Below are 20,667 nucleotides of genomic sequence, written 5' to 3'. Positions count from 1 at the left end.
AATTAGAATACGTAGTAAAGAAGAGCAAAAACTGGGAATGCTGCGGTTAGGCTGTCAATACGATCGAGCACACCGCCATGTCCTGGGATAATGTTGCTGCTGTCTTTAATGCCTGAGACACGCTTGAACATACTTTCCACCAGATCGCCGAGCACTGATATAACAACAGTAACCAACGTAATCAACACCATATGGACAGGACTGGTAAACTGAATATCAAACCAATCAGCAAATGCCCACGCCACGATCAATGCCGTGATAATGCCGCCAATAAGCCCTTCAATGGTTTTATTCGGACTGACATGTGGCGCCATTTTACGTTTGCCTAAGCTTTTGCCTGCAAAGTAAGCACCGCTATCTGCAGCCCATACCAAGAAACAAACGTATAACACGAGCTTTGCTCCGTGGTATGGATCTACCGTAATGTCATGAGCTCTAAGAATAACTACACTCCAAAGGAATGGAATTAATGTCAGAAAACCAAACACATGGCGTAAAACAAAATTATTTTGCCAAGATTTCGTCGTTTTGGGATAAGTAATCGCCATTAAGCTAGCAATAATCCACCAAACAAAACCAAGGCCCAGCACAACATAATGAGGCGCTGCTAAATGGTTGAGGCTATGTGCGTCAGGCGAAATATATAGAAAACTAAGTCCGGTAACAATGACTGCCGGAACGAGGGCAGCAAAGCGAGAGTTGCTCCCTGTAAATTGAGTCCACTCCCAAAAACCTAATAGGGTAATTGCAGTTAAAGCGGCAATAAAGCCCATTAGGGGTAATTTAAAAATGCCTAAAATAACCAGGGGAGCTAAAATTAGTGCTGTTATTATTCTCTGTTTCAAACTAACTAGTCCTTATTGAGCTGCCATCAATGCCTTTATTTGTTCACCTGTACAGCCAAAACGACGTTCTCGATTGATAAACCAAGTTACAGCTTCAACTAAGCTGTCTTCGTCGAATTCCGGCCAATACTCGGGTGTAAAGTACATTTCTGCATAAGCCATTTGCCACAACATAAAGTTGCTGATGCGACACTCTCCACTGGTACGAATCAAAAGATCCACTTCAGGTAAGTCTGCCATGGTCAAATGCTCAGTGATTAGCTGCTCATTGATATCCTCTACACGAATCTCACCGTTACGTGCTTTTAACGCTAACGTTTTGGCCGCTTCTGTGATGTCCCACTTACCGCCATAATTGGCTGCAATGTTGATCACCATCCCCGTGTTACCTGCCGTTAGATTTTCAGCTTCTACAATCTTCTTTTGTAGGCGCTCACTAAATCGACTGGTATCACCGATCACGCGCAACCGTAAATTATTTTTGTGTAGTTTTTTTACTTCACTAGATAGGACCGTGATAAACAGTTCCATCAAAAGACCCACTTCTTCCTCCGGACGACGCCAGTTTTCACTACTAAAAGCAAATAGCGTCATGGCTTTAATGCCAAGCTTTGAAGCAGCAGCCACGGTCTTACGAACGGCATTAACGCCTTTTTTGTGACCAAATACGCGAGGTTTTCCTTTGGACTTAGCCCAACGGCCATTACCGTCCATAATGATGGCAATATGCTTAGGAAGGGAATCAGAGAAGGCTTGAGAATTTTGCATAGGGAGTTAATTGAGTTCCATCAGTTGGATAGACTAACATAAAAAAACGCTGAGCTGTGAGCACAGCGTTTTCCAACAGTGATGTGTGTGGGAGTATTAAACTTCCATCAACTCTTTTTCTTTTGCAGCAAGAACTTCATCGATCTTCTTAACTGCAACGTCAGTTAGCTTTTGAATTTCATCTTGTGCTTTACGATCTTCATCTTCAGAGATTTCTTTATCTTTTAGAAGCGCTTTTAGATCGTTGTTTGCGTCACGACGGATGTTACGAACAGCAACACGACCACCTTCAGCTTCACCACGAACAATCTTAACTAGGTCTTTACGACGCTCTTCCGTTAGTGGTGGAAGTGGAACACGGATGATAGTACCAGCAGACATAGGATTTAGACCAAGATCAGACGTCATGATCGCTTTTTCTACTTTCGGCGTCAGCTCTTTATCGAAAACCGTGATTGCAAGTGTACGTGCATCTTCAGCAATAACGTTTGCTACTTGGTTTAGAGGTGTTGCTGCACCGTAGTATTCTACAGAAATACCAGATAGTAGGCTTGGGTGTGCACGACCTGTACGAATTTTAGAAAGGTTGTTCTTAAGCGCTTCAACGCTTTTATCCATGCGCTCTTGCGCGTCTTTTTTGATTTCGTTAATCACAGTTTCACCTTAAAAATATCATCTTTCCTGAAGAAAGCCTAAAACGGTTGAGCAAAGCAAACGCCACCCTAACGCTTTGGGTGGCACCTTGGGACAAGCTTATTCGTTGATTAGCGTGCCTTCTGCTTCGCCCATAACCACGCGACGTAGTGCGCCTGGCTTGTTCATGTTAAATACGCGGATTGGCATTTTGTGGTCACGAGCTAGCGTAAACGCCGCCAAGTCCATCACTTTCAGCTCTTTATCCAGAACTTCTGCGTAAGATAGCTTATCATACAGCTCTGCGTCTGGGTTTGCTACAGGGTCAGCAGTAAATACACCATCAACTTTCGTCGCTTTTAGTACAACATCCGCTTCGATTTCAATACCACGTAGGCAAGCAGCAGAATCCGTTGTAAAGAACGGGTTACCCGTACCAGCAGAGAAGATGACAACACGGCCTTGGCGAAGCTCACGGATCGCATCAGCCCAATTATAGTCGTCACATACGCCTTTTAGAGGAATGGCAGACATAACGCGCGCATTCACGTATGCACGGTGAAGAGCATCGCGCATCGCTAGGCCATTCATTACTGTAGCAAGCATACCCATGTGGTCACCAACTACGCGGTTCATACCAGCTTCAGCAAGGCCTGCACCACGGAACAAGTTACCGCCACCGATAACTACACCAACCTGAACACCCAGTTCAACCAGTTCTTTAACTTCTTGTGCCATGCGATCAAGGACCGCAGGATCAATACCAAAACCGTCTTCACCTTGAAGAGCTTCACCACTCAGTTTTAATAGAATACGTTGATACGCTGGTTTAGGGTTCGTAGTCATGGAGTTTACCTTCCAAAGAGAGTTGTTGATTAACAGTCATGAATAGACACAAATTCAGTTATGGCTATTCATCACGGCTAATCGTTCACTGCTCATAAAAAGACCGCAGCCAAGGCTACGGTCTAATCTTTATACAGTCTCTAAGGATTAACCTTTTTGAGCTGCAGCAACTTCTTCAGCGAAGCTCATTTCTTCTTTCTTCTCGATACCTTCACCTACCTCTAGGCGAACGAATGTAGAAACTGAAGCGCCTTTTTCTTTCAGCATTTCACCTACAGTTTTCTTAGGTTCCATGATGAAAGCTTGACCTGTTAGAGAGATCTCGCCAGTGAATTTCTTCATGCGGCCAACAACCATCTTCTCAGCGATTTCAGCAGGCTTGCCTTCGTTCATTGCGATTTCAACTTGAACCGCTTTCTCTTTTTCTACTACGTCAGCTGGTACGTCTTCTGGGTTAACGAACTCAGGCTTAGAAGCAGCAACGTGCATTGCAACGTGCTTAAGAGTTTCTGCGTCGCCTTCACCAGCAACAACAACACCGATTTTCTCACCGTGACGGTAAGAAGCAATTGCAGTGCCTTGAACGTATTCTACGCGACGGATAGTGATGTTTTCACCGATTTTAGCTACAAGAGCTACACGTGCGTCTTCGAATTGTGCTTGTAGCTCTTCAACAGTCGCTTTTGAAGCTAGAGCTGCAGCTGCAACTTCTTCTGCGAATGCAGTGAAGTTACCGTCTTTAGCAACGAAGTCAGTTTGGCAGTTAACTTCAAGAAGAACAGCAACGCCGTTTTCTTCTTTGATGATGATTGCGCCTTCAGCTGCAACGTTACCAGCTTTCTTAGCTGCTTTCGCTGCGCCAGATTTACGCATGTTTTCAATTGCTAGTTCGATGTCAGCGTTTGCTTCTACAAGCGCTTTCTTACATTCCATCATGCCAGCGCCAGTACGCTCGCGAAGTTCTTTAACTAGAGCAGCAGTTACAGTTGCCATTCTGTATTCCTCGTTTGATTCGAAATAAGGTAAAAAACAGGGGCCTAACATTGTCGGCCCCCATTGCTAACTATAACTTAGTTTATGCTACACAAAGGTTTCACATAGACCAAGTGTGACACAGAGCCGCTATTATTCAGCTTCTACGAAACCGTCTTTTTCAGCAACTGCAGCTACGTCTTTGTTACGACCTTCAGATACTGCTGAAGCAGCAGCGTTCAGGTATAGCTGTACAGCGCGGATCGCGTCGTCGTTACCTGGGATTACGTAGTCAACGCCGTCTGGGTTAGAGTTAGTATCTACCACAGCGTATACTGGAATACCTAGGTTGTTAGCTTCTTTAATTGCAATGTGTTCGTGATCAGCGTCGATTACGAATAGAGCGTCTGGTAGGCCGCCCATGTCTTTGATACCACCAAGAGATTTCTCTAGCTTCTCCATTTCGCGAGTACGCATTAGAGCTTCTTTCTTAGTTAGTTTGTCAAAAGTACCGTCTTGAGATTGAGTCTCTAGATCTTTTAGACGCTTGATAGACTGACGAACTGTTTTGTAGTTTGTAAGCATACCGCCTAACCAGCGGTTGTTTACGTAAAACTGGTTGCTTGCGATTGCAGCTTCTTTAACAGCTTCAGATGCAGCGCGCTTAGTACCTACGAATAGAACTTTACCTTTCTTCTCGCCAACTTTAGCTAGTTCAGCTAGAGCGTCGTTGAACATTGGTACAGTTTTTTCTAGGTTGATGATATGAACTTTGTTACGAGCGCCAAAGATGAATGGCTTCATTTTTGGGTTCCAGTAACGAGTCTGGTGACCGAAGTGAACACCAGCTTTTAGCATATCGCGCATTGATACAGTTGCCATTTTAAATTCCTCTATGGGGTTAGGCCTCCACATTCCCCATAACTCCGACCAAGCTTCTGCTCAGCACCCCGGAATATGTGACGGAATGTGTGTGATTTAAAGATAAAAGGTTATTCGGATGAAGCTTGCTTCGCCGCTTAGCTTTGCTAAACGAAGAGAACAGTCCTCTATTCCGGCGCGCTTTATACCATATTTTAGCTCACTGTGGCTAGTAAAAATTATTTCTTCACCGTGCCACTTTCTCCTATTTATAAGCAAAACTTTAAACATACGATCGAATTAAGAATGATGCATATTCCTATCTAACTTGGGTTAACGCCCCGATGTCTGATAGAATGCGGCCATTCGCACGTTTACGTGCTTAGGAATAAGTAGAGAAAGCCAATGTCAATCAAGATTAAAACTGCTGAAGAAATAGAACGCATGCGCATTGCGGGCAAGCTGGCCGCAGAGATTCTAGAAATGATCGAACCACACATCAAAGTTGGTGTGACGACAGAAGAGTTGAACAAAATCTGTCATGAGTACGCTCTAGAAAAAGGCGCATACTCTGCTCCGCTTGATTACCATGGTTTCCCTAAGTCGATTTGTACTTCAATCAACCATATCGTATGCCACGGTATTCCAGCAGAAAAAGACGAAATCGGTAGCAACGGTCAAATGAAGCCAGCGGTACTAAAAGATGGCGACATCTTAAACGTTGATATTACCGTAATCGTTCCAAATGATGAGAATGCCGATCTGAGCGTGCGTCCTCAGGGTTACCATGGTGACACTTCTAAGATGTTCCTAGTCGGTGATGTTTCACCTGCAAACAAACGTCTGTGCATGGTAGCTCAAGAAGCACTGTATGTTGGTATGCGTACCGTTAAGCCAGGTTCAACGGTTGGTGACATCGGTACGGCTATCGAGAAATACATCAAAGAGAACAACAAAAACAACCCTCGCAACAAGTTTTCTATTGTGAAAGACTTCTGTGGCCACGGTATCGGCGATGAGTTCCATGAAGAACCACAAGTGGTTCATTACAAGAACAAAGACCGCCGCGTACTAAAAGAAGGCATGTGCTTTACTATTGAGCCGATGATTAACGCAGGTAAATTTGGTTGCTCTGTTGACGCTCAAGACGATTGGACCGTTTACACAGGCGACGGCAAGAACTCTGCGCAATGGGAACATACCATTGTTGTAACAAAAGAAGGTTGTGAAGTACTGACGCTTCGTAGCGACGATACAATTCCTCGCCTAATGAAAAACGCGTAAAGCTGACGACCACTCGTTGTTTACTATATCCCTGCTTCGGCGGGGATATTTTTTATCTGCCACAAATTTGTTAGATTGTAACTAGATTAGCTTGCACGGATGGCAAATATGACACTTCAGTCCCCTCTTACCTTTTCCGATGAACAAATCAATATCGGAGAGCTCAAACAAGAGTTAGAGAAATTTAGCTCCGATCAAAACCAAGAGTTTCTCAATCATCATCCGGTAACAAGCTTGGTTTTAGCCAGGGCAGAATACATGGATCTGCTTCTGAATCGTTTGTGGCAACATTTTGGCTTCAAAGATATTTACAACATTTCTCTAGTTGCCGTGGGTGGCTATGGGCGTGGCGAGCTGCATCCGCTCTCCGATATCGATATTTTGATTCTGTCGAACAATAAGCTGCCGACCGCACTAGAAGCAAAAATCAGCGAATTCATTACGCTGTTGTGGGATTTAAAACTCGAGGTCGGACACGCAGTTCGCACCGTTAACGAATGTGCGGAAATTGGTAAAGCCGATCTGACCGTCGCGACAAATCTTCAAGAAGCGCGTCTACTTTGTGGCAGCGAGGATACCTTTCAGGCACTGAAGAAAGTTGTATTATCAGACTCCTTTTGGCCAAGTGAAACGTTTTATCGCGCTAAAATTCAAGAGCAGCGAGAACGCCATGCCCGTTACCACGATACGACGTACAACTTAGAACCAGACATTAAGTCGACCCCTGGCGGGCTGCGCGATATTCATACATTAAGCTGGGTCGCCCGACGTCACTTTGGTGCCACATCATTGCTGGAAATGAGCCGATACGGATTTTTAACTGACGCAGAATACCGAGAATTGGTTGAATGTCAGGACTTCCTTTGGCGAGTGCGTTTCGCTCTGCACATGGAGCTTCGCCGCTATGACAACCGCTTGACCTTTGCCCATCAAGCACAAGTTGCGGAAAATCTAGGCTATGTCGGTGAAGGCAACCGAGGCGTAGAAATGATGATGAAAGAGTTCTATCGCACACTTCGTCGTGTGGCAGAGCTCAATAAAATGCTACTCAAACTTTTTGATCAAGCGATCATTAATGGTGGTGCGACAGAAAGTGCCGAGATTCTCGATGCCGACTTCCAACGTCGTGGCTCTTTGATTGAAGCGCGGAAACCCGCATTGTTTCAAGCTCGCCCAGAAACTATTCTGGATATGTTCTTACATATCGCGAACGACTCAACCATTGAAGGGGTGAGCCCACCAACACTACGTCAGCTGCGCACCGCTCGCCGTCGGCTCAACAAATTTTTGCACACCATTCCTGCTGCGCGTGAAAAGTTCATGGCGTTATGTCGTCACCCTAATGCTCTGCATAAAGCATTCAGCCTGATGCACCGATTAGGGGTTATGGCGGCCTATTTACCGCAATGGAGCCAAATTGTTGGTCAAATGCAGTTTGACTTATTCCACGCCTACACGGTTGATGAGCACAGTATTCGCTTACTGAAACACATTAATACCTTTAGTGACCCAGACAATCATGCGAAGCACCCTATTTGTTGTGACGTCTACCCACGGATGCAAAAGAAAGAACTGCTGATTATTGCCGCTATTTTCCACGATATCGGTAAAGGACGTGGCGGCGATCACTCTGTTATAGGCGAAGGTGAGGCTTACGACTTCTGTATTGAGCATGGCTTATCAAAGCCCGAGGCCAAACTTGTCGCTTGGTTGGTAAGGCATCATCTATTAATGTCCGTCACCGCACAGCGCCGAGACATTTATGATCCCGATGTGATTACCGAATTTGCCAAAAAAGTCAGAGACGAAGAATCTCTCGATTATCTTGTGTGCCTGACAGTTGCAGATATTTGTGCAACCAACCCAGAACTTTGGAATGCTTGGAAACGAACCTTACTGGCAGAGCTGTATTACTCCACACAACGTGCTTTACGTAGAGGGTTAGAGAATCCTGTCGATGTGCGTGAGCGAATTCGCCACAATCAACAAATGGCCTCCGCAATGCTACGTAAAGAGGGCTTTGCCGCGCGCGAAATTGAAGTATTGTGGCAGCGCTTTAAAGCTGACTATTTCCTTCGTCATACTCATACGCAAATCGCGTGGCACTGCGAACACTTACTTCGCATGGAAGATCCGACTAAGCCTTTGGTGTTGATCAGTAAAAAAGCCACTCGTGGCGGCACTGAGGTGTTTGTATATACGAAAGACCAGCCAGCTTTATTTGCGACGGTCGTGGCGGAGTTAGATAGGCGTAATTTTAATGTACACGACGCGCAAATCATGACCAGCAAAGATGGGCACGTGATTGATACCTTTATGGTTCTAGATCAACATGGCGAAGCGATTGATGAGTCTCGTCACGCCGCGGTGATTAAGCACCTCACCCATGTACTAGAGGCGGGCCGACCAACCAAGATTAAAACACGCCGTACTCCGAACAAACTTCAGCACTTTAATGTGAAAACCAAAGTCGACTTCTTACCAACCAAAGGTAAAAAGCACACTTTAATGGAGTTTGTCGCACTAGACACACCAGGGCTGTTGGCCAAAGTAGGCCGTACGTTTGCTGATTTAAATATCAACCTTCATGGTGCAAAAATCACCACCATTGGTGAGCGAGCAGAGGACTTGTTTATTTTAACCAGTGATGCAGGGGGAAGATTAAGTGAAGAACAGCAAGATGAGCTAAGAGAGAGATTGATCGAAAAGTTATCTGATGAGGTCGCAGCTTAGATCAAACCTGCCAATCTTTTCGGTTCAGGGCGAGAGCGATCTTGCCCACAAGTTAAGCATTTTGGCTAAATATCAGCTATCTAGCTCATACATAGGCTGCTACAGTTATATCAATATCAATTCGATGTAATAGAGGTAGCCTATGTATCCCCACCTCACTGGTTTGGGTATTCACGACCCTAAGCAGATTGAACGTTATTCCCTACGCCAAGAAGCACACAAAGACGTACTCAAGATCTATTTCCACAAGCAAAAAGGCGAGCTGTTCGCCAAAAGCGTTAAATTCAAATACCCGCGCCAAATCAAAAATGTTCTTGTGGACAGTGGCAGTCACAAATATAAAGAAGTAACGGAAATCAACCGTAACCTCACATTAGTCATTGATGAACTGAATAAAATCACTAAACCAACGAAACAACCTGAGGTTGATGTCAAAGAGAAAATTCTCTCAGACCTTCGTCATTTAGAAAAAGTCGTTTCGAGCAAGATCGCAGAGATCGAAGCGGATCTCGAAAAACTAAAGTAAAACGTTAAGTCTTAAATATTAAAAAAGGGTTAGCATTGATGCTAACCCTTTTTATTTGTACTCAATCATTATCTAGATCTAACTAATCCCATTATCGGTTGATCATTGATTCATCCCACTCAAATCGAGTAAACAATTGCTGCCAAGTCTCATCAATATTGGCCGTCATGACAATCTCTTGATCGGTAAATGGGTGGACAAACCGTAACTCTGAAGAGTGCAGTAGCAAGCGGTGAGCATCAAACTCTGTGCGATAAAGCTTGTTGTGCTTGCCGTCTCCGTGCGTTGTATCACCCACAATAGGATGACGTAGATGCGCCATATGACGACGAAGTTGGTGCTTACGCCCCGTTTTAGGTTTCATCTCAACTAAGCAATAACGCGTTGTAGGAAATTTACCCGTCGAATAGGGAACTTCCACTTTAGCCAACGGTTTATATTCCGTCACCGCTTCTTGCGCTTCTTTTTCTTGTGAAGCGAACTTATCAGCAATCTTGTCTAACTCGACTTTGAGTGCGTAATCCAAGACGCCCTCTTCCTCAATCCAACCGCGTACTATCGCGTGGTATGTCTTTTCCATTTTATGTTCAGCAAACATCGGCATGACTTGTGATGCTACTTCACTCGACAACGCAAACACGAGCACACCAGATGTTGGACGATCCAGACGATGCAATGGGAACACATGCTGACCAATTTGGTCACGCAAAGTTTGCATGACAAACTGAGTTTCGTGTTTATCTAACCAACTGCGATGCACTAACATGCCTGCTGGCTTGTTGACCGCTACAAAATATTCATCCTGATAAACGATCTCCAGCTCAACTGGTTCTGAAGATCGCGCTATTTCTTGTTCTAGCATTCGTTTACTTACACAGTTCGTCAATGGTTCGGATTGTAACAAGCAGCTCTGCGAACTGCGGTTCCTGCTTCCACGCTTCTGAAAAATAGGGCTCGAGAGAAAACCCTCTTGGCAATGGTTGGTTGTTTTCCACTAGCACGTGCATTCTGTCTATAAAGATCCACTGCAACCACTCATGAGGATGCAACGTATCAATCGCAAATGGCTCCACGCTTTGTAAGGCTTGCTCTGAAGGCCTAGTGTGTTGCCACAACTTATGTTCTTTAAGCTGCGTTTCAAGTTGGTGAAGTAAGTCGACCAATTGAGTATTTGTTACCATTAATTCTATCTCGAACCTTGAATTAGCCGAGAATGATACCATTTCTTGTGAAAAGAACGTTAGGACGTCGTATTTAATGGAAAACATTCAAACCCTCACTCAACTGTTGAACAACAGCCGCTGTGATTATCAAATCTTCGATCTTGGTCGTCGTATCAAAACCATCGCTAAGAAAGAGTTTGCCGATGTAGAAAAAGGTCAAGCACCGTACCCATTTCCAATGCAGCGTAAAGCACACCTTGCCATCGCTTATTGGAATGAACAAAAGCAACCTTGGATTTGGTTTCTAAAGTTTGAATTGGACGAGCGCGGTTTGTTAAAGCAAGCGGATATCGGCAATTTCATTAAATACGTAGTGGAAGCCATGGGAACACGCCTCAATGATGATATCACTGAAGAGCAACAGCAAAAGCTGTCTAATAACCCATATACGTTCAAACCTTCCGAAGACAAAATGGCCGTGTTCCATAGCCAGGTCCGCGCGAATCTCGATCTTCCTACCAGCCAATATTATGAGCACACTCAGCATTACTTTTCAGGTGGCTTAGGCTGGGATAATTGGCAAACCGTAGGTCTGCAAGGAATCACCGACATGGCCGCTCGTTTGGACAAAGAGCAAAACGGGGTAATGATACGCAAAGCATTGAACCACCTACCGAATGAACCACTTTATGCTCTGTTGGGTGCGCTTGAGCATGTAGAGTTACAAGAGCGTTTAGCTGAGCGTATAGCCGACAAAGCACAACAAGAAATCGCAAGTAGCGAACCGGATCTCTTCCTACTTTCAGCGCTTATCCGAGCTTTGGCTGGCGCACCAACAGCCATTGCCTCGCCAGTGTTAGAAGCGATTTTACAAAGCCCTCGTTTAAGCCATCAGGAAGTACTGATTGGCGTGGCTGGCCGAGCTTGGCACTTACTAGCCAATGAAAAGGTAGCAGAACAGTTTTTGCTGCGTTTAGCTCAAACCGGTAATCAAGCCCTATTTAATCAGTTATTTGCCGATTTAGTGATGCTACCAGAGCTAAGAATGGTGCTATTGCCCTTGCTACATTCAAATCCATCTGAAGAACTAGCAAACGCGCTAGTAAGCTTACAACAAGCAACAAAGGGATAATAAAGGTTCAGGGATGATTGGTGATCTTTTAGCAATTTTAGGGCTATGCTTTTTCTGTTATCTGTTTTGGCAACAACGTCGTCAAGCCGAACTCGCAAAAGTGGCAATCACGCGTAAATGTGAGCAATTGGATCTCCAATTAATCAGCATCGCCTTTGGTGCCCATAAACTAAAAACGCCAGACGGAGTCTGGCGTTGGCATACGGTGTATCAATTTGAGTTTTCATCTCTTGGTGACGATTGCTACCAAGGGGAGTTAACCATGGTCGGTTTCAGGCCGCAGAACTTTCACCTACCACCGCATCGCTTGTAAATTCCATTTCAAAGTAAGGACCATATAGATCCTTACTTTCTTTTGTTTCAACAAATCCCAGTTTTTTCAGCACCGCCATAGAAGCTTGATGGTTGCTATTCACGTTAGCTTTCACCTTATGTAGCCCCAGCTCACGGCACGCCTTTGGGAAAAACGCTTTTAGAGCTTCTGTCGCTAACCCTTTACCCCAATAAGATTTATCAAAAATAAACCCTAACTCAGGCTCAGAATCGAGATGGGAAATGAACACGTGCCCCATATAGTCACGACTGGTGCTTTCTAGCACCGCCATACTATAAATATTTTCATCATCCAGTATTTTCTCAAACATCTGTTTGGCAGACGCGACAGTATACGGACCGTTCATTTCAGCACGGTTTTTCGCACAGCAATTCAGCATGACGAACTCTAGTTGCAACGACTCATTGTAGGGTAGAAGAAGCATTCTTCTGGTTACTATGGCCACATCTGTTCCTTGATTACAACAAACTTTATTTATCCGCAGATCACAAACTCGATGAGCTTGAATATGCTCAATAGCTGCGGGGCATAACACCTTGTAGAGAAGCCGAAAGTTAAACCAACTGATTGGAAAGGATATTGATCTGGATTGTTTTTTATTAAGTGTTATTAGGAATTTATAAATTTTGTGATATTGATATACCCAAGTCACCTCTAGGTGCTTAATTCAACGAGAACGACTAGGTATCTTTTTTATATAAGAAAGACCCCGACACATAAGTATCGGGGTCATGGTCTTACTCGCAGCAGTCCGGCTACTAAAAGTGCTCCATGCATCATCCATAATAGTGGCTGATTCCGTCAGCTTATTCCTTACGTCGCCGTCCTAGCGGTGTCCTTATCATCCTGATAGCTAACATTCCCCGTTAGCACACATCACTTGTTCCTTGAGCGGTGTCCCTTGCATCTTCCTGACGCTGTCCATAACCTCTATCCTAGAGGGGTCCATTGTCTATCCTTAGTCATCAACATCCTATTGATGATAGTGTCCTTACAATGTCCTACGCTCCATGCTTGATTAATCATCCTGACCAACCAAATCGTCTTCCTGACGATAACCAAATCCTTGGTGCTTTCCTGTTCCATGTCTGCTTCCTGCTGACAACTCTCAATTTACGCCTTTCCTAAAAATTGACAATCTATCCTAGATAAATATTTATACACCACATTGGTTAAATAGTTGTTAAATCATTACTTATCAATAAGTTGATGATTGTAATTTCTATTTTTCCGCTCACGAAATCGTTTTCTCTCACAACCCATGTAAGAGATCTCTCACACCACACATTCCAAATTGCTATTCGCCAAATTAGGGGACTCAACGTATGATGATAGATATATCGTTGTTAAGGATTAAAAATGTTAACTCAAGACGTTACTAAAGAATTAGAAGCGGTAATGGAACAACTGCAACAACAAGGAAAAGAACCAACCGTAGCGTTAGTGAAAGCACGCTTGAAAACGCCCGTCCCAATGCCTGCATTAATCACCGCAATAAAAAGTTGGAAAAGTGCTCAGCGTGTTCCCAAGGTTGAAGTCGCAGCGCAAGCGCATACCGATAATGATCGTCTTGCAGCGCTAGAAAGCACGGTGAAAAAACTAGTCGCTCGCATTGAAGAGCTAGAAGCCAAGCTAAGTGAGAAGTCATCATGAAGTTATGGGTAGATGCAGACGCATGTCCGAAAGTCATCCGCGAAACCATTGTGCGTGCCGCCGAACGCACGGGGATTGAATGTACGTTTGTCGCCAACCACGTTGTCCCGGTGCCCAAAAGAGACAACATCCACTCGCTGCAAGTTCCAGCTGGATTTGACATCGCTGACAACGAAATCGTCAAGCGTGTGGAGGCCAACGATTTGGTGATCACATCAGACATTCCGCTTGCAGATGAGGTCATCTCTAAAGGCGCTCAAGCCCTCAGTTCACGTGGCGAGCTTTATACAAAAGATACTATCAAAGCTCGTCTAAATATCCGCGACTTCATGGAAACCATGCGCTCAAGCGGAATTCAGACAGGTGGACCCGCTGCGCTTTCCCAAACCGATCGCCGCGAATTTGCGAACCATTTAGATCGTATTTTGGCTAAATTTAAGAAGTAATACTCACTCTATTCATATTGAGCCAGCAAATCAAAGCCTGGCTCATTACTGAAAATTCATTTTCAATATTGCACCCAAAGCGTGCTCTTACTCCCATTTGTTTTGTTCTGTTTATTTTTCATCTCGCTCGCCATAGCTTCAATATGCAACGTGGTTTATTTTGAACGACGTTTTTAATAAATGTATAGAGAATAATGGGCTTTAACATCGTTTCCAGTGGAAGCTACCTGCCAACGAATCAATGGTCAGATCGAGAGATGGATCGCTTCCTAAAATTGGCGCCTGGGACCTGCCGAAATAAATTCGACGTTGAATATCGTCATGTAGCCAATACAAAAGAGACCGCTATTTACATGGCGGTGCAGGCGATAGAGCAGTGTTTAGGAAACATATATACCTTGGGCTCCATTGATCTCCTTATCTACGCCAGCGGCACTCACCACCAGTCTCTGCCCTACGACGCCTCAGCGGTTCTCGCCGCGTTAGACGCTCCAACATGGCTAGAAAGTTTTGATTTGAACAGCACCTGTTTATCATTTCTTTCTGCGCTTGATCTTGCTCAGAGTCTATTCTTCGCAAAACGATACCGTCGGATTCTCATTGTCACCAGCGAACTCGCTACTGGCATCACACTGAATCGAAATTTTACACTCAAACCAGAAGTTGCAACTCTATTCGCAGACGGTGCCGCCGCATTTTTGCTCGAAGAACACAACGATGATGGATTGCTCACCAGTCACTTTGAAACGCATCATACCGGGTATTCATTTTGTCAAATTAAGGGCGGAGGTAGTCATATCAATCCGCATACCTCCGAGCATCAAGCCTATTTAAAAAGTTGCCAGTTTGAGATGGAGGGCAAAGCACTCTTTAAACATGTGCGTAAAGCCTTACCAGCGTTTCTAAAAAAAGGGGTTGACGCCTCTCCGGTAACACTCGGCGATATTGATTATTTTCTTCCTCATCAAGCCAGCGCGCATGGATTAAAAAAACTGCCTTCACTCACCGGGCTACCAACAGAGAAAACCGTTAATCACTTTTCGACTTTGGGAAACCAAGTCGCCGCCTCACTCCCAATTAACTTACACTGGCTGCGTAATCAGCCAGAAGCCGCAGGAAAACATGTGTTATTAGCAGGCACCGCCGCAGGGTTGTCACTAGGGATGGGAGTGCTAAAACTATGAAGATATTGGTCACTGGTGGCAGCGGGATGTTGGGTAGCGCAATTCTAAGAATGTTTCACCAGCAGCATGAACTGCATTTTACAGCACGAAATACAGTCATCGCTAAACAACTCGCCGAGCAATTCGATGTTATCCCACATATAGTCGATTTAAGAGACCACTCAGCAGTTCATGCGGTATGCCAAGGTATGGATGCAATCATCCATTGTGCTGCTCTCTCAAGCCCATGGGGAAAGTGGCAGGCGTTTTATCAAGCCAATGTAGATGCCACCAAAAACCTCGTCAATGCGGCTAATACGCATCAAATCTCGCGTTTTATCCATATTTCCTCCACCAGCGTCTACTTTGACCATCAAGACCGTTGGAATATTCGAGAAACCGACGCCATTGCTTCACACTGGTGTAATGATTACGCACACACCAAATACCTATCTGAACTTGAAGCCATAAAAGGCCAAAGCAAAGCGATCATTTTAAGACCGCGTGGCATTTTTGGTCCCAACGATCGCGCGATTATCCCAAGAGTGCTTAAGGCGATAAAAAACAACACTCTGCTTCTGCCATCGGGTAGAAACCCAGTGGTTGATCTAACTTATGTCGACAACGTTGCCCATGCGGCGATGCTCGCTTGCACTCAGGCAGACCGGCTTCAGCATGGTGATGTCTTCAATATTTCCAACAACGAACCAATGCCAATTGAGACTGTTCTACAAGCTTTATGTGTGGGGTTGAACCTAAAAGTAACGTTACAATCATTACCATACGGTGTGGTATCACCATTATTAAAGCTCAGTGAGCAAATACGAAGGCGCTTACCACATCAGCCAGAGCCAAGGCTCACTTCATACAGCGCAGGATTGTTTAACTATCATCAAACTCTGGATATCAGCAAGGCGATAAAAAACCTGAATTACCAACCGCTTTTTTCAATTCAAGAAGGAATACAGCAGTATGCAAACTGGTCTAAAAATAAAAATCTTTGAGGCTGGACACTGCGTACACCCAGGCTTTGTTGTCAAACCAGGCTCTGGTATCAAGCCTAGAGCATTTCCTGCAGCCGTTGCGTTAATTCAGCACCCGACACAAGGCAACATCCTGTTTGATACGGGATATCACGAGCACTTTTTTAGCGCGACTCGTCCCTTCCCTGAACGCTTTTATGCTTGGACAACACCTTGCCGCTATCAACAAGAACATGGGATTGTTGCGCAGTTAGCAAAAGAAAATCTCAAACCTCATGATATTGAGCATTTAGTGCTCTCCCACTTCCATGCCGATCACATTGCTGCCGTGTCTGAGTTTTCCCACTCTCAATTGCATTGCCAACAAAAAGGGGTGGATGCAATTACTAAAAGTGGTCGAATTGGAGGCGTAAGAAAAGGCTACCTAAAAGCTCTACTCCCTCCACAGCTTGAATCTAACTTCATCATTCATGGTGATTTTTCTGTGCCAATCAGCCAAATTCTTCCTCAGTGCCAAGGGGTTAACTTGCTCTGTAAAGACATGTTCGACGATGGACTTATTTATATGGTTAGCTTGCCAGGCCATGCAGCTGGCCAAGTGGGCTTGCTGGTTAAAAGAGACCAAAGTTGGCTGTTCTTACTCGCCGATGCATGCTGGTTAATCGAGAGCTTGAGTGAAAATATCGATCAGCATTGGCTGGCGAACATGCTTTGCGATGATACAAAAGCCTATAAAAACACCCTCTCCGAGTTGAGAAGTTGCTACCAACAAACCCACCACGTTGTTCGCTTCGTACCTTCACATTGTCAGGAAACTATCCAGCAGCTAATCAAAGAAGGATGGATGAAGTGAGAACGCTTATCTCAGAATTCTGGCGAACCCGCTACCGCCCTTTCGGCTCAAGGGAACAAGTCGAAACGTGGCAGCAACATCATTTAACGCAACATCTGGATTGGGTATGCCGTCATTCACCGTATTACCGCTCTTTTAAAGGTGCACCACTCAGTGATTTCCCTATCATGAATAAGCAAACTATGATGGAGAACCTCTCAGAGTTAAATACGAAGGGCTTAGATGCTGAACAGTTAATGCAGCAGGCACTCAAAGCAGAGCAGTCACGCAACTTTGCCGCTTCGAAAGTTGGTGATGTTACGGTTGGGCTTTCTTCGGGCACATCAGGCATGCGCGGGCTGTTTCTTGCTGACAAGCAGGAAACACAACTGTGGGCCTGCAATATATTGGCTCGCCTTTTGCCCAACCTATGGCAAAAGCACCGAATTGCACTAGCCTTGCGAGCCAACAGCCCACTGTATAAATCCGTCGCGAAAGGGCCTGTCACATTCTTTTATGCCGATTTAACCAAACCTTACCAAGAATGGATAAAAGAGCTAGATGAGTTCCAACCCACGCTTTTGGTTGGTAGTGCGCAAGCTCTTCAGCTCTGCGCCCAGTTCAGCGGTCAATTGGGTCAACCCGCAATTCAACCACAGCGGATCATTTCTGGGGCAGAGGTTCTAACCGAGAGTGACCGTCACTATATTTCTCAACGGTTCGACAGCGAACTCCATGAAGTCTATCAATGTACTGAAGGTTTTCTTGCATGTACTGATCAGCATGGACAAATGCGCTGGAATCAAGATGTTGTTTACATCGAAAAACATTGGCTGAATACCGAACGTACTCATTACAGCCCAATCATTACCGATTTTCGTCGTAAAACTCAGCCAATTATTCGTTATCAGCTCGACGATATTATTGAGAATAAACAGGATAATGGCGTATTTGAACCTCTTGGCGCAATTGCCGGACGATGTGGTGATAGCCTCACGCTAAACTCAAACCACGTCCCAGTGACGGTGTTACCAGATCTCATCTACCGCGCTATAACACTATCTGCCCAAGGTCGCGTGGATTACCGAATCACCCAAACAGGGTCACAAACCATTCAAATTGAAGCGGATGTTCACCACCATAGGGTTATACATCAAGCCTTGATAAAGTTGTTTGACCAATTACGGCTTGATCCTGTCAGATTTAGTTACCGCCCTGCGCCTATTTGGACGCCAATGAATAAACAACGACGTGTGGTGAACATATGCGGGTCTTAATCACCGGAGCCCGAGCACCAGTTGCACTAGAGTGGGCAACCATGTGTATGCATCATGGCCATGAAGTAATTCTCACCGATTCGCTAAAAAAGCCTCTGGGATCATTTTTGCGAGGCATCGAGTCTTATATACCCACCGCTTCACCTCGATTTGCGTTTCCCACCTATCAACAGCAGATCCTAAAAATCATTACTCAGATGCGTATTGATATGATGATACCCACTTGTGAAGAAGTGTATTACTTGGCTCATGTTGCTAAACAATGTCCAGAAGTAGATTTTTTTCTTCCCGATGTGGCGCTGCTCAATGCCCTACACAACAAGTTGACCGTCTTTGAACAACTTAAAGGCTTGCCAGAAATTACACTTCCAAAAACTCGTTTGGTCGCTGATAAAAGTGAGATTGAAATTAATAAGAGAACCGTTCTAAAGCCAGTTTACTCTCGGTTTGGCGGGCAAGTAATAAGAGATGTGACAACTCAGTCTATTTCTGCCGCCACGATATCACCCCTTTTTCCTTGGGTTCAGCAACAAAAAATCCATGGGACTCCGGTGTGTAACTATGCGATTTTTGAACATGGTGACCTTAAAGCACACCAATCTTATGTGCCGAAATACTGTGTAAACGGCTCGGCCGCCAGTGCTTTTCAGCCGCTCTCATGCGAACGACTAGATACATTTATCGCCGCTTTTGGTAAACGTCATACTTATCATGGGCAAGTGTCGTTTGACTTCATCAAATCACAAGATGAACTCTACGTGATTGAATGTAACCCAAGAGCCACCAGTGGTTTGCACCTACTCTCGTCTCGATGCAATCAACTGCTTCCTTATATGGAGTTTACCAGTCCTTCCAAGCAGCGATTGCATCATTTAGGGCCAATAACACTCATCGCTGAAGGTGGATTATCCCTGTTTAAGGCTCGAACTTGGCAAGATTGGTGGTCTGGAGTGAATGTAATGCAACAGCATAACTTGCCGGTCGGGAGCCAAATCCGGAGTGTGTTTGAATTACTCCGGTTAGCTAGGCAAAACAAGGCAAAATGGAGCGCCGCTTCTACCGTTGATATTGAGTGGAATGGAGAGGCGTTGAGATCATGACGCTTTCCTCTCAAGAATGGCATAAAACCTTTATCACTCTTATGCAGTCGAATCCTATTAATGAATGCACAGCAAGCTTTGGTTGCTACTATATCGATGATGTTGCTATTCCCTACTCCGTAACACCAAAAATACCAAACAACTGTTATGCCGTGTCCCCTATGACACTGCTTAGTGGCTACGCCGAAGAAGAGCTTCACAAAGTCAAAAATGTGGCTGTTCGATGGGTATGTAAGCTACTTATTAATATGACTAAACCAATCTTATCATTGGCTGGATTGGATCAAGTCCAAACGCTCAACAATCAGTGCTTGTCCACCAATATGTATAGCGAACAATGGGAATCCTTAAATCTAGATGAGCTGCGCCGCGTGGCACTCGATCAATACCCCACCTTTCCCTTGGTGCTTCGCTCCCTCAACCAACTTCAGCACTCACACTTAATTCAGCGATTAGAACAGCAACAATGGCAAAGCTTGGTAACACGACAAGTGTATTTACTTGAGGATTGGCAAGCATTCAGCTTCAACCGAGATTTAACGAAAGACTTCAAGCTGTTTAATGATAAAGATTGGCAGTTTAAGCCACTGGCTACTGATGAAGAGTTTCAGCGCGCCAAAGTGTTATATGACATGCTTTACCTTGATAAATACAGCCGGAATAACATCCAGTTTTCAACCCAATATTTAAAGCAGGCTAGCCAGAATAACTTAGTGCATTTAGTGGGACTATTTTATCAAGACGAGATGCTGGCTACGTTAGGCATAGTAGAAATTGATAATGACATGACTTGCCCAATTTTTGGCTACGATACCAATAAGCCACAGAGTTTTGCGCTGTATAGAAGAATATCTGCTTATACCATCCGCCACGCAATGATATGCCAGCGTCGCTTTAATATGAGCTCAGGGGCTCCAGCTTTTAAACGCAACCGAAAAGCCCAGCCAGAAATTGAATTTAGCTATGTTTATATTGCGCACTTACCTTGGTACAAACGCGTAATTTGGCAAAGCTTGTGCTGGCTCACTCAGCACTTTTATCGCCCTTTGTTGATGCGTTTTCAGCTATAAAACGACATCGATAACCAAGCAAACCTGCTTGCACACAATCTGGATC

At 44.7% G+C, this 20,667-nt stretch carries 22 protein-coding genes; 13 read left to right on the top strand and 9 right to left on the bottom strand.

Going from position 1 to position 20,667, the window contains the following annotated elements; genetic code table 11:
• Nucleotides 1–2: 2 nt before the first annotated feature.
• From CBX98_RS14645 to rpsB, 6 genes are all read right to left on the bottom strand, one after another.
• Nucleotides 3–845: a phosphatidate cytidylyltransferase gene (locus tag CBX98_RS14645; RefSeq protein WP_109169609.1), complete on the bottom strand. Its 843-nt coding sequence runs from the start codon at nucleotides 843–845 to the stop codon at nucleotides 3–5.
• A 12-nt stretch (nucleotides 846–857) separates the two neighbouring features.
• Entirely contained in the window at nucleotides 858–1,613 is a 756-nt protein-coding gene (locus CBX98_RS14640) for an isoprenyl transferase (protein ID WP_006741661.1), read from the bottom strand.
• 96 nt (nucleotides 1,614–1,709) lie between these two features.
• Nucleotides 1,710–2,267, bottom strand: a complete 558-nt coding sequence (frr, locus tag CBX98_RS14635; protein WP_005380330.1) for a ribosome recycling factor — start codon at nucleotides 2,265–2,267, stop codon at nucleotides 1,710–1,712.
• Between the two features lie 99 nt (nucleotides 2,268–2,366).
• Nucleotides 2,367–3,092 (bottom strand): UMP kinase, encoded by a 726-nt coding sequence (gene pyrH, locus CBX98_RS14630; protein ID WP_005380329.1) that lies wholly within the window; start codon nucleotides 3,090–3,092, stop codon nucleotides 2,367–2,369.
• Nucleotides 3,093–3,239: 147 nt separating this feature from the next.
• Nucleotides 3,240–4,085 (bottom strand): translation elongation factor Ts, encoded by an 846-nt coding sequence (gene tsf / locus CBX98_RS14625; RefSeq protein ID WP_012841502.1) that lies wholly within the window; start codon nucleotides 4,083–4,085, stop codon nucleotides 3,240–3,242.
• 132 nt (nucleotides 4,086–4,217) lie between these two features.
• Nucleotides 4,218–4,946, bottom strand: coding sequence for a 30S ribosomal protein S2 (gene rpsB, locus CBX98_RS14620; RefSeq protein WP_012841501.1), 729 nt, complete (start codon nucleotides 4,944–4,946; stop codon nucleotides 4,218–4,220).
• Between the two features lie 384 nt (nucleotides 4,947–5,330).
• Between rpsB and map the strand changes: the two genes are divergently transcribed.
• The 3 genes from map (at nucleotide 5,331) to CBX98_RS14605 (ending at nucleotide 9,468) form a co-directional block, all read left to right on the top strand.
• Entirely contained in the window at nucleotides 5,331–6,209 is an 879-nt protein-coding gene (gene map, locus CBX98_RS14615) for a type I methionyl aminopeptidase (protein ID WP_005380326.1), read from the top strand.
• A gap of 108 nt (nucleotides 6,210–6,317) precedes the next feature.
• Nucleotides 6,318–8,942, top strand: a complete 2,625-nt coding sequence (gene glnD / locus CBX98_RS14610) for a bifunctional uridylyltransferase/uridylyl-removing protein GlnD (protein ID WP_085344087.1) — start codon at nucleotides 6,318–6,320, stop codon at nucleotides 8,940–8,942.
• 142 nt (nucleotides 8,943–9,084) lie between these two features.
• Nucleotides 9,085–9,468 (top strand): DUF3461 family protein, encoded by a 384-nt coding sequence (locus CBX98_RS14605; RefSeq protein WP_005380322.1) that lies wholly within the window; start codon nucleotides 9,085–9,087, stop codon nucleotides 9,466–9,468.
• Between the two features lie 91 nt (nucleotides 9,469–9,559).
• Here the strand turns inward: CBX98_RS14605 and truC are convergent, their stop codons facing one another.
• Nucleotides 9,560–10,330 carry a tRNA pseudouridine(65) synthase TruC gene (gene truC / locus CBX98_RS14600; RefSeq protein WP_048625889.1) on the bottom strand — a complete coding sequence of 257 codons (771 nt, stop codon included), beginning with the start codon at nucleotides 10,328–10,330 and terminating at the stop codon, nucleotides 9,560–9,562.
• 4 nt (nucleotides 10,331–10,334) lie between these two features.
• Nucleotides 10,335–10,649 (bottom strand): YqcC family protein, encoded by a 315-nt coding sequence (locus CBX98_RS14595; RefSeq protein ID WP_005391784.1) that lies wholly within the window; start codon nucleotides 10,647–10,649, stop codon nucleotides 10,335–10,337.
• A 76-nt stretch (nucleotides 10,650–10,725) separates the two neighbouring features.
• Between CBX98_RS14595 and CBX98_RS14590 the strand changes: the two genes are divergently transcribed.
• Both CBX98_RS14590 and CBX98_RS14585 read left to right on the top strand, forming a co-directional pair.
• Nucleotides 10,726–11,763 carry a DUF3549 family protein gene (locus CBX98_RS14590; RefSeq protein WP_109169607.1) on the top strand — a complete coding sequence of 346 codons (1,038 nt, stop codon included), beginning with the start codon at nucleotides 10,726–10,728 and terminating at the stop codon, nucleotides 11,761–11,763.
• 13 nt (nucleotides 11,764–11,776) lie between these two features.
• The gene (locus tag CBX98_RS14585; protein WP_012841498.1) at nucleotides 11,777–12,076 is read left to right on the top strand and encodes a DUF3301 domain-containing protein; all 300 of its coding nucleotides are present in this window, start codon (nucleotides 11,777–11,779) and stop codon (nucleotides 12,074–12,076) included.
• Here CBX98_RS14585 and CBX98_RS14580 read toward each other — a convergent pair.
• A complete protein-coding gene (locus CBX98_RS14580; RefSeq protein WP_080936742.1) occupies nucleotides 12,036–12,521 on the bottom strand; it encodes a GNAT family N-acetyltransferase in 486 nt (161 codons plus the stop codon). The genes CBX98_RS14585 and CBX98_RS14580 overlap by 41 nt on opposite strands.
• A gap of 935 nt (nucleotides 12,522–13,456) precedes the next feature.
• Here CBX98_RS14580 and CBX98_RS14575 point away from each other — a divergent pair.
• The 8 genes from CBX98_RS14575 (at nucleotide 13,457) to CBX98_RS14540 (ending at nucleotide 20,621) form a co-directional block, all read left to right on the top strand.
• A complete protein-coding gene (locus CBX98_RS14575; RefSeq protein WP_012841496.1) occupies nucleotides 13,457–13,750 on the top strand; it encodes a hypothetical protein in 294 nt (97 codons plus the stop codon).
• Nucleotides 13,747–14,196 (top strand): YaiI/YqxD family protein, encoded by a 450-nt coding sequence (locus CBX98_RS14570; protein ID WP_005380310.1) that lies wholly within the window; start codon nucleotides 13,747–13,749, stop codon nucleotides 14,194–14,196. Before CBX98_RS14575 ends, CBX98_RS14570 begins: the two co-directional genes overlap by 4 nt.
• 194 nt (nucleotides 14,197–14,390) lie before the next feature.
• On the top strand, nucleotides 14,391–15,380 hold the full coding sequence (locus CBX98_RS14565) for a ketoacyl-ACP synthase III (protein ID WP_172605970.1): 990 nt from the start codon (nucleotides 14,391–14,393) through the stop codon (nucleotides 15,378–15,380).
• Nucleotides 15,377–16,363, top strand: a complete 987-nt coding sequence (locus tag CBX98_RS14560; protein WP_109169605.1) for an NAD(P)-dependent oxidoreductase — start codon at nucleotides 15,377–15,379, stop codon at nucleotides 16,361–16,363. The genes CBX98_RS14565 and CBX98_RS14560 overlap by 4 nt, the downstream gene beginning before the upstream one ends.
• Nucleotides 16,332–17,195, top strand: a complete 864-nt coding sequence (locus CBX98_RS14555) for an MBL fold metallo-hydrolase (protein ID WP_109169604.1) — start codon at nucleotides 16,332–16,334, stop codon at nucleotides 17,193–17,195. The genes CBX98_RS14560 and CBX98_RS14555 overlap by 32 nt, the downstream gene beginning before the upstream one ends.
• The gene (locus CBX98_RS14550; RefSeq protein ID WP_172605969.1) at nucleotides 17,183–18,451 is read left to right on the top strand and encodes a F390 synthetase-related protein; all 1,269 of its coding nucleotides are present in this window, start codon (nucleotides 17,183–17,185) and stop codon (nucleotides 18,449–18,451) included. Before CBX98_RS14555 ends, CBX98_RS14550 begins: the two co-directional genes overlap by 13 nt.
• On the top strand, nucleotides 18,439–19,551 hold the full coding sequence (locus CBX98_RS14545; protein ID WP_109169602.1) for an ATP-grasp domain-containing protein: 1,113 nt from the start codon (nucleotides 18,439–18,441) through the stop codon (nucleotides 19,549–19,551). Before CBX98_RS14550 ends, CBX98_RS14545 begins: the two co-directional genes overlap by 13 nt.
• Nucleotides 19,548–20,621 (top strand): hypothetical protein, encoded by a 1,074-nt coding sequence (locus CBX98_RS14540; RefSeq protein ID WP_109169600.1) that lies wholly within the window; start codon nucleotides 19,548–19,550, stop codon nucleotides 20,619–20,621. Before CBX98_RS14545 ends, CBX98_RS14540 begins: the two co-directional genes overlap by 4 nt.
• The last annotated feature ends 46 nt before the right edge of the window (nucleotides 20,622–20,667 follow it).

The organism is Vibrio sp. T9 (assembly GCF_003123985.1).
Classification (GTDB): domain Bacteria; phylum Pseudomonadota; class Gammaproteobacteria; order Enterobacterales; family Vibrionaceae; genus Vibrio; species Vibrio diabolicus.
This window is presented reverse-complemented; position numbering and strand designations above follow the sequence as displayed.

Bases quoted from the DNA above. Each gene is read 5' to 3' on its own strand.
- CBX98_RS14640 (WP_006741661.1), bottom strand. From the start codon at position 1,613: ATGCAAAATTCTCAAGCCTTCTCTGATTCCCTTCCTAAGCATATTGCC.
- pyrH (WP_005380329.1), bottom strand. From the start codon at position 3,092: ATGACTACGAACCCTAAACCAGCGTATCAACGTATTCTATTAAAACTG.
- tsf (WP_012841502.1), bottom strand. From the start codon at position 4,085: ATGGCAACTGTAACTGCTGCTCTAGTTAAAGAACTTCGCGAGCGTACT.
- rpsB (WP_012841501.1), bottom strand. From the start codon at position 4,946: ATGGCAACTGTATCAATGCGCGATATGCTAAAAGCTGGTGTTCACTTC.
- map (WP_005380326.1), top strand. From the start codon at position 5,331: ATGTCAATCAAGATTAAAACTGCTGAAGAAATAGAACGCATGCGCATT.
- glnD (WP_085344087.1), top strand. From the start codon at position 6,318: ATGACACTTCAGTCCCCTCTTACCTTTTCCGATGAACAAATCAATATC.
- CBX98_RS14605 (WP_005380322.1), top strand. From the start codon at position 9,085: ATGTATCCCCACCTCACTGGTTTGGGTATTCACGACCCTAAGCAGATT.
- truC (WP_048625889.1), bottom strand. From the start codon at position 10,330: ATGCTAGAACAAGAAATAGCGCGATCTTCAGAACCAGTTGAGCTGGAG.
- CBX98_RS14595 (WP_005391784.1), bottom strand. From the start codon at position 10,649: ATGGTAACAAATACTCAATTGGTCGACTTACTTCACCAACTTGAAACG.
- CBX98_RS14590 (WP_109169607.1), top strand. From the start codon at position 10,726: ATGGAAAACATTCAAACCCTCACTCAACTGTTGAACAACAGCCGCTGT.
- CBX98_RS14585 (WP_012841498.1), top strand. From the start codon at position 11,777: ATGATTGGTGATCTTTTAGCAATTTTAGGGCTATGCTTTTTCTGTTAT.
- CBX98_RS14580 (WP_080936742.1), bottom strand. From the start codon at position 12,521: ATGCTTCTTCTACCCTACAATGAGTCGTTGCAACTAGAGTTCGTCATG.
- CBX98_RS14575 (WP_012841496.1), top strand. From the start codon at position 13,457: ATGTTAACTCAAGACGTTACTAAAGAATTAGAAGCGGTAATGGAACAA.
- CBX98_RS14570 (WP_005380310.1), top strand. From the start codon at position 13,747: ATGAAGTTATGGGTAGATGCAGACGCATGTCCGAAAGTCATCCGCGAA.
- CBX98_RS14565 (WP_172605970.1), top strand. From the start codon at position 14,391: ATGGGCTTTAACATCGTTTCCAGTGGAAGCTACCTGCCAACGAATCAA.
- CBX98_RS14560 (WP_109169605.1), top strand. From the start codon at position 15,377: ATGAAGATATTGGTCACTGGTGGCAGCGGGATGTTGGGTAGCGCAATT.
- CBX98_RS14555 (WP_109169604.1), top strand. From the start codon at position 16,332: ATGCAAACTGGTCTAAAAATAAAAATCTTTGAGGCTGGACACTGCGTA.
- CBX98_RS14550 (WP_172605969.1), top strand. From the start codon at position 17,183: ATGGATGAAGTGAGAACGCTTATCTCAGAATTCTGGCGAACCCGCTAC.
- CBX98_RS14545 (WP_109169602.1), top strand. From the start codon at position 18,439: ATGCGGGTCTTAATCACCGGAGCCCGAGCACCAGTTGCACTAGAGTGG.
- CBX98_RS14540 (WP_109169600.1), top strand. From the start codon at position 19,548: ATGACGCTTTCCTCTCAAGAATGGCATAAAACCTTTATCACTCTTATG.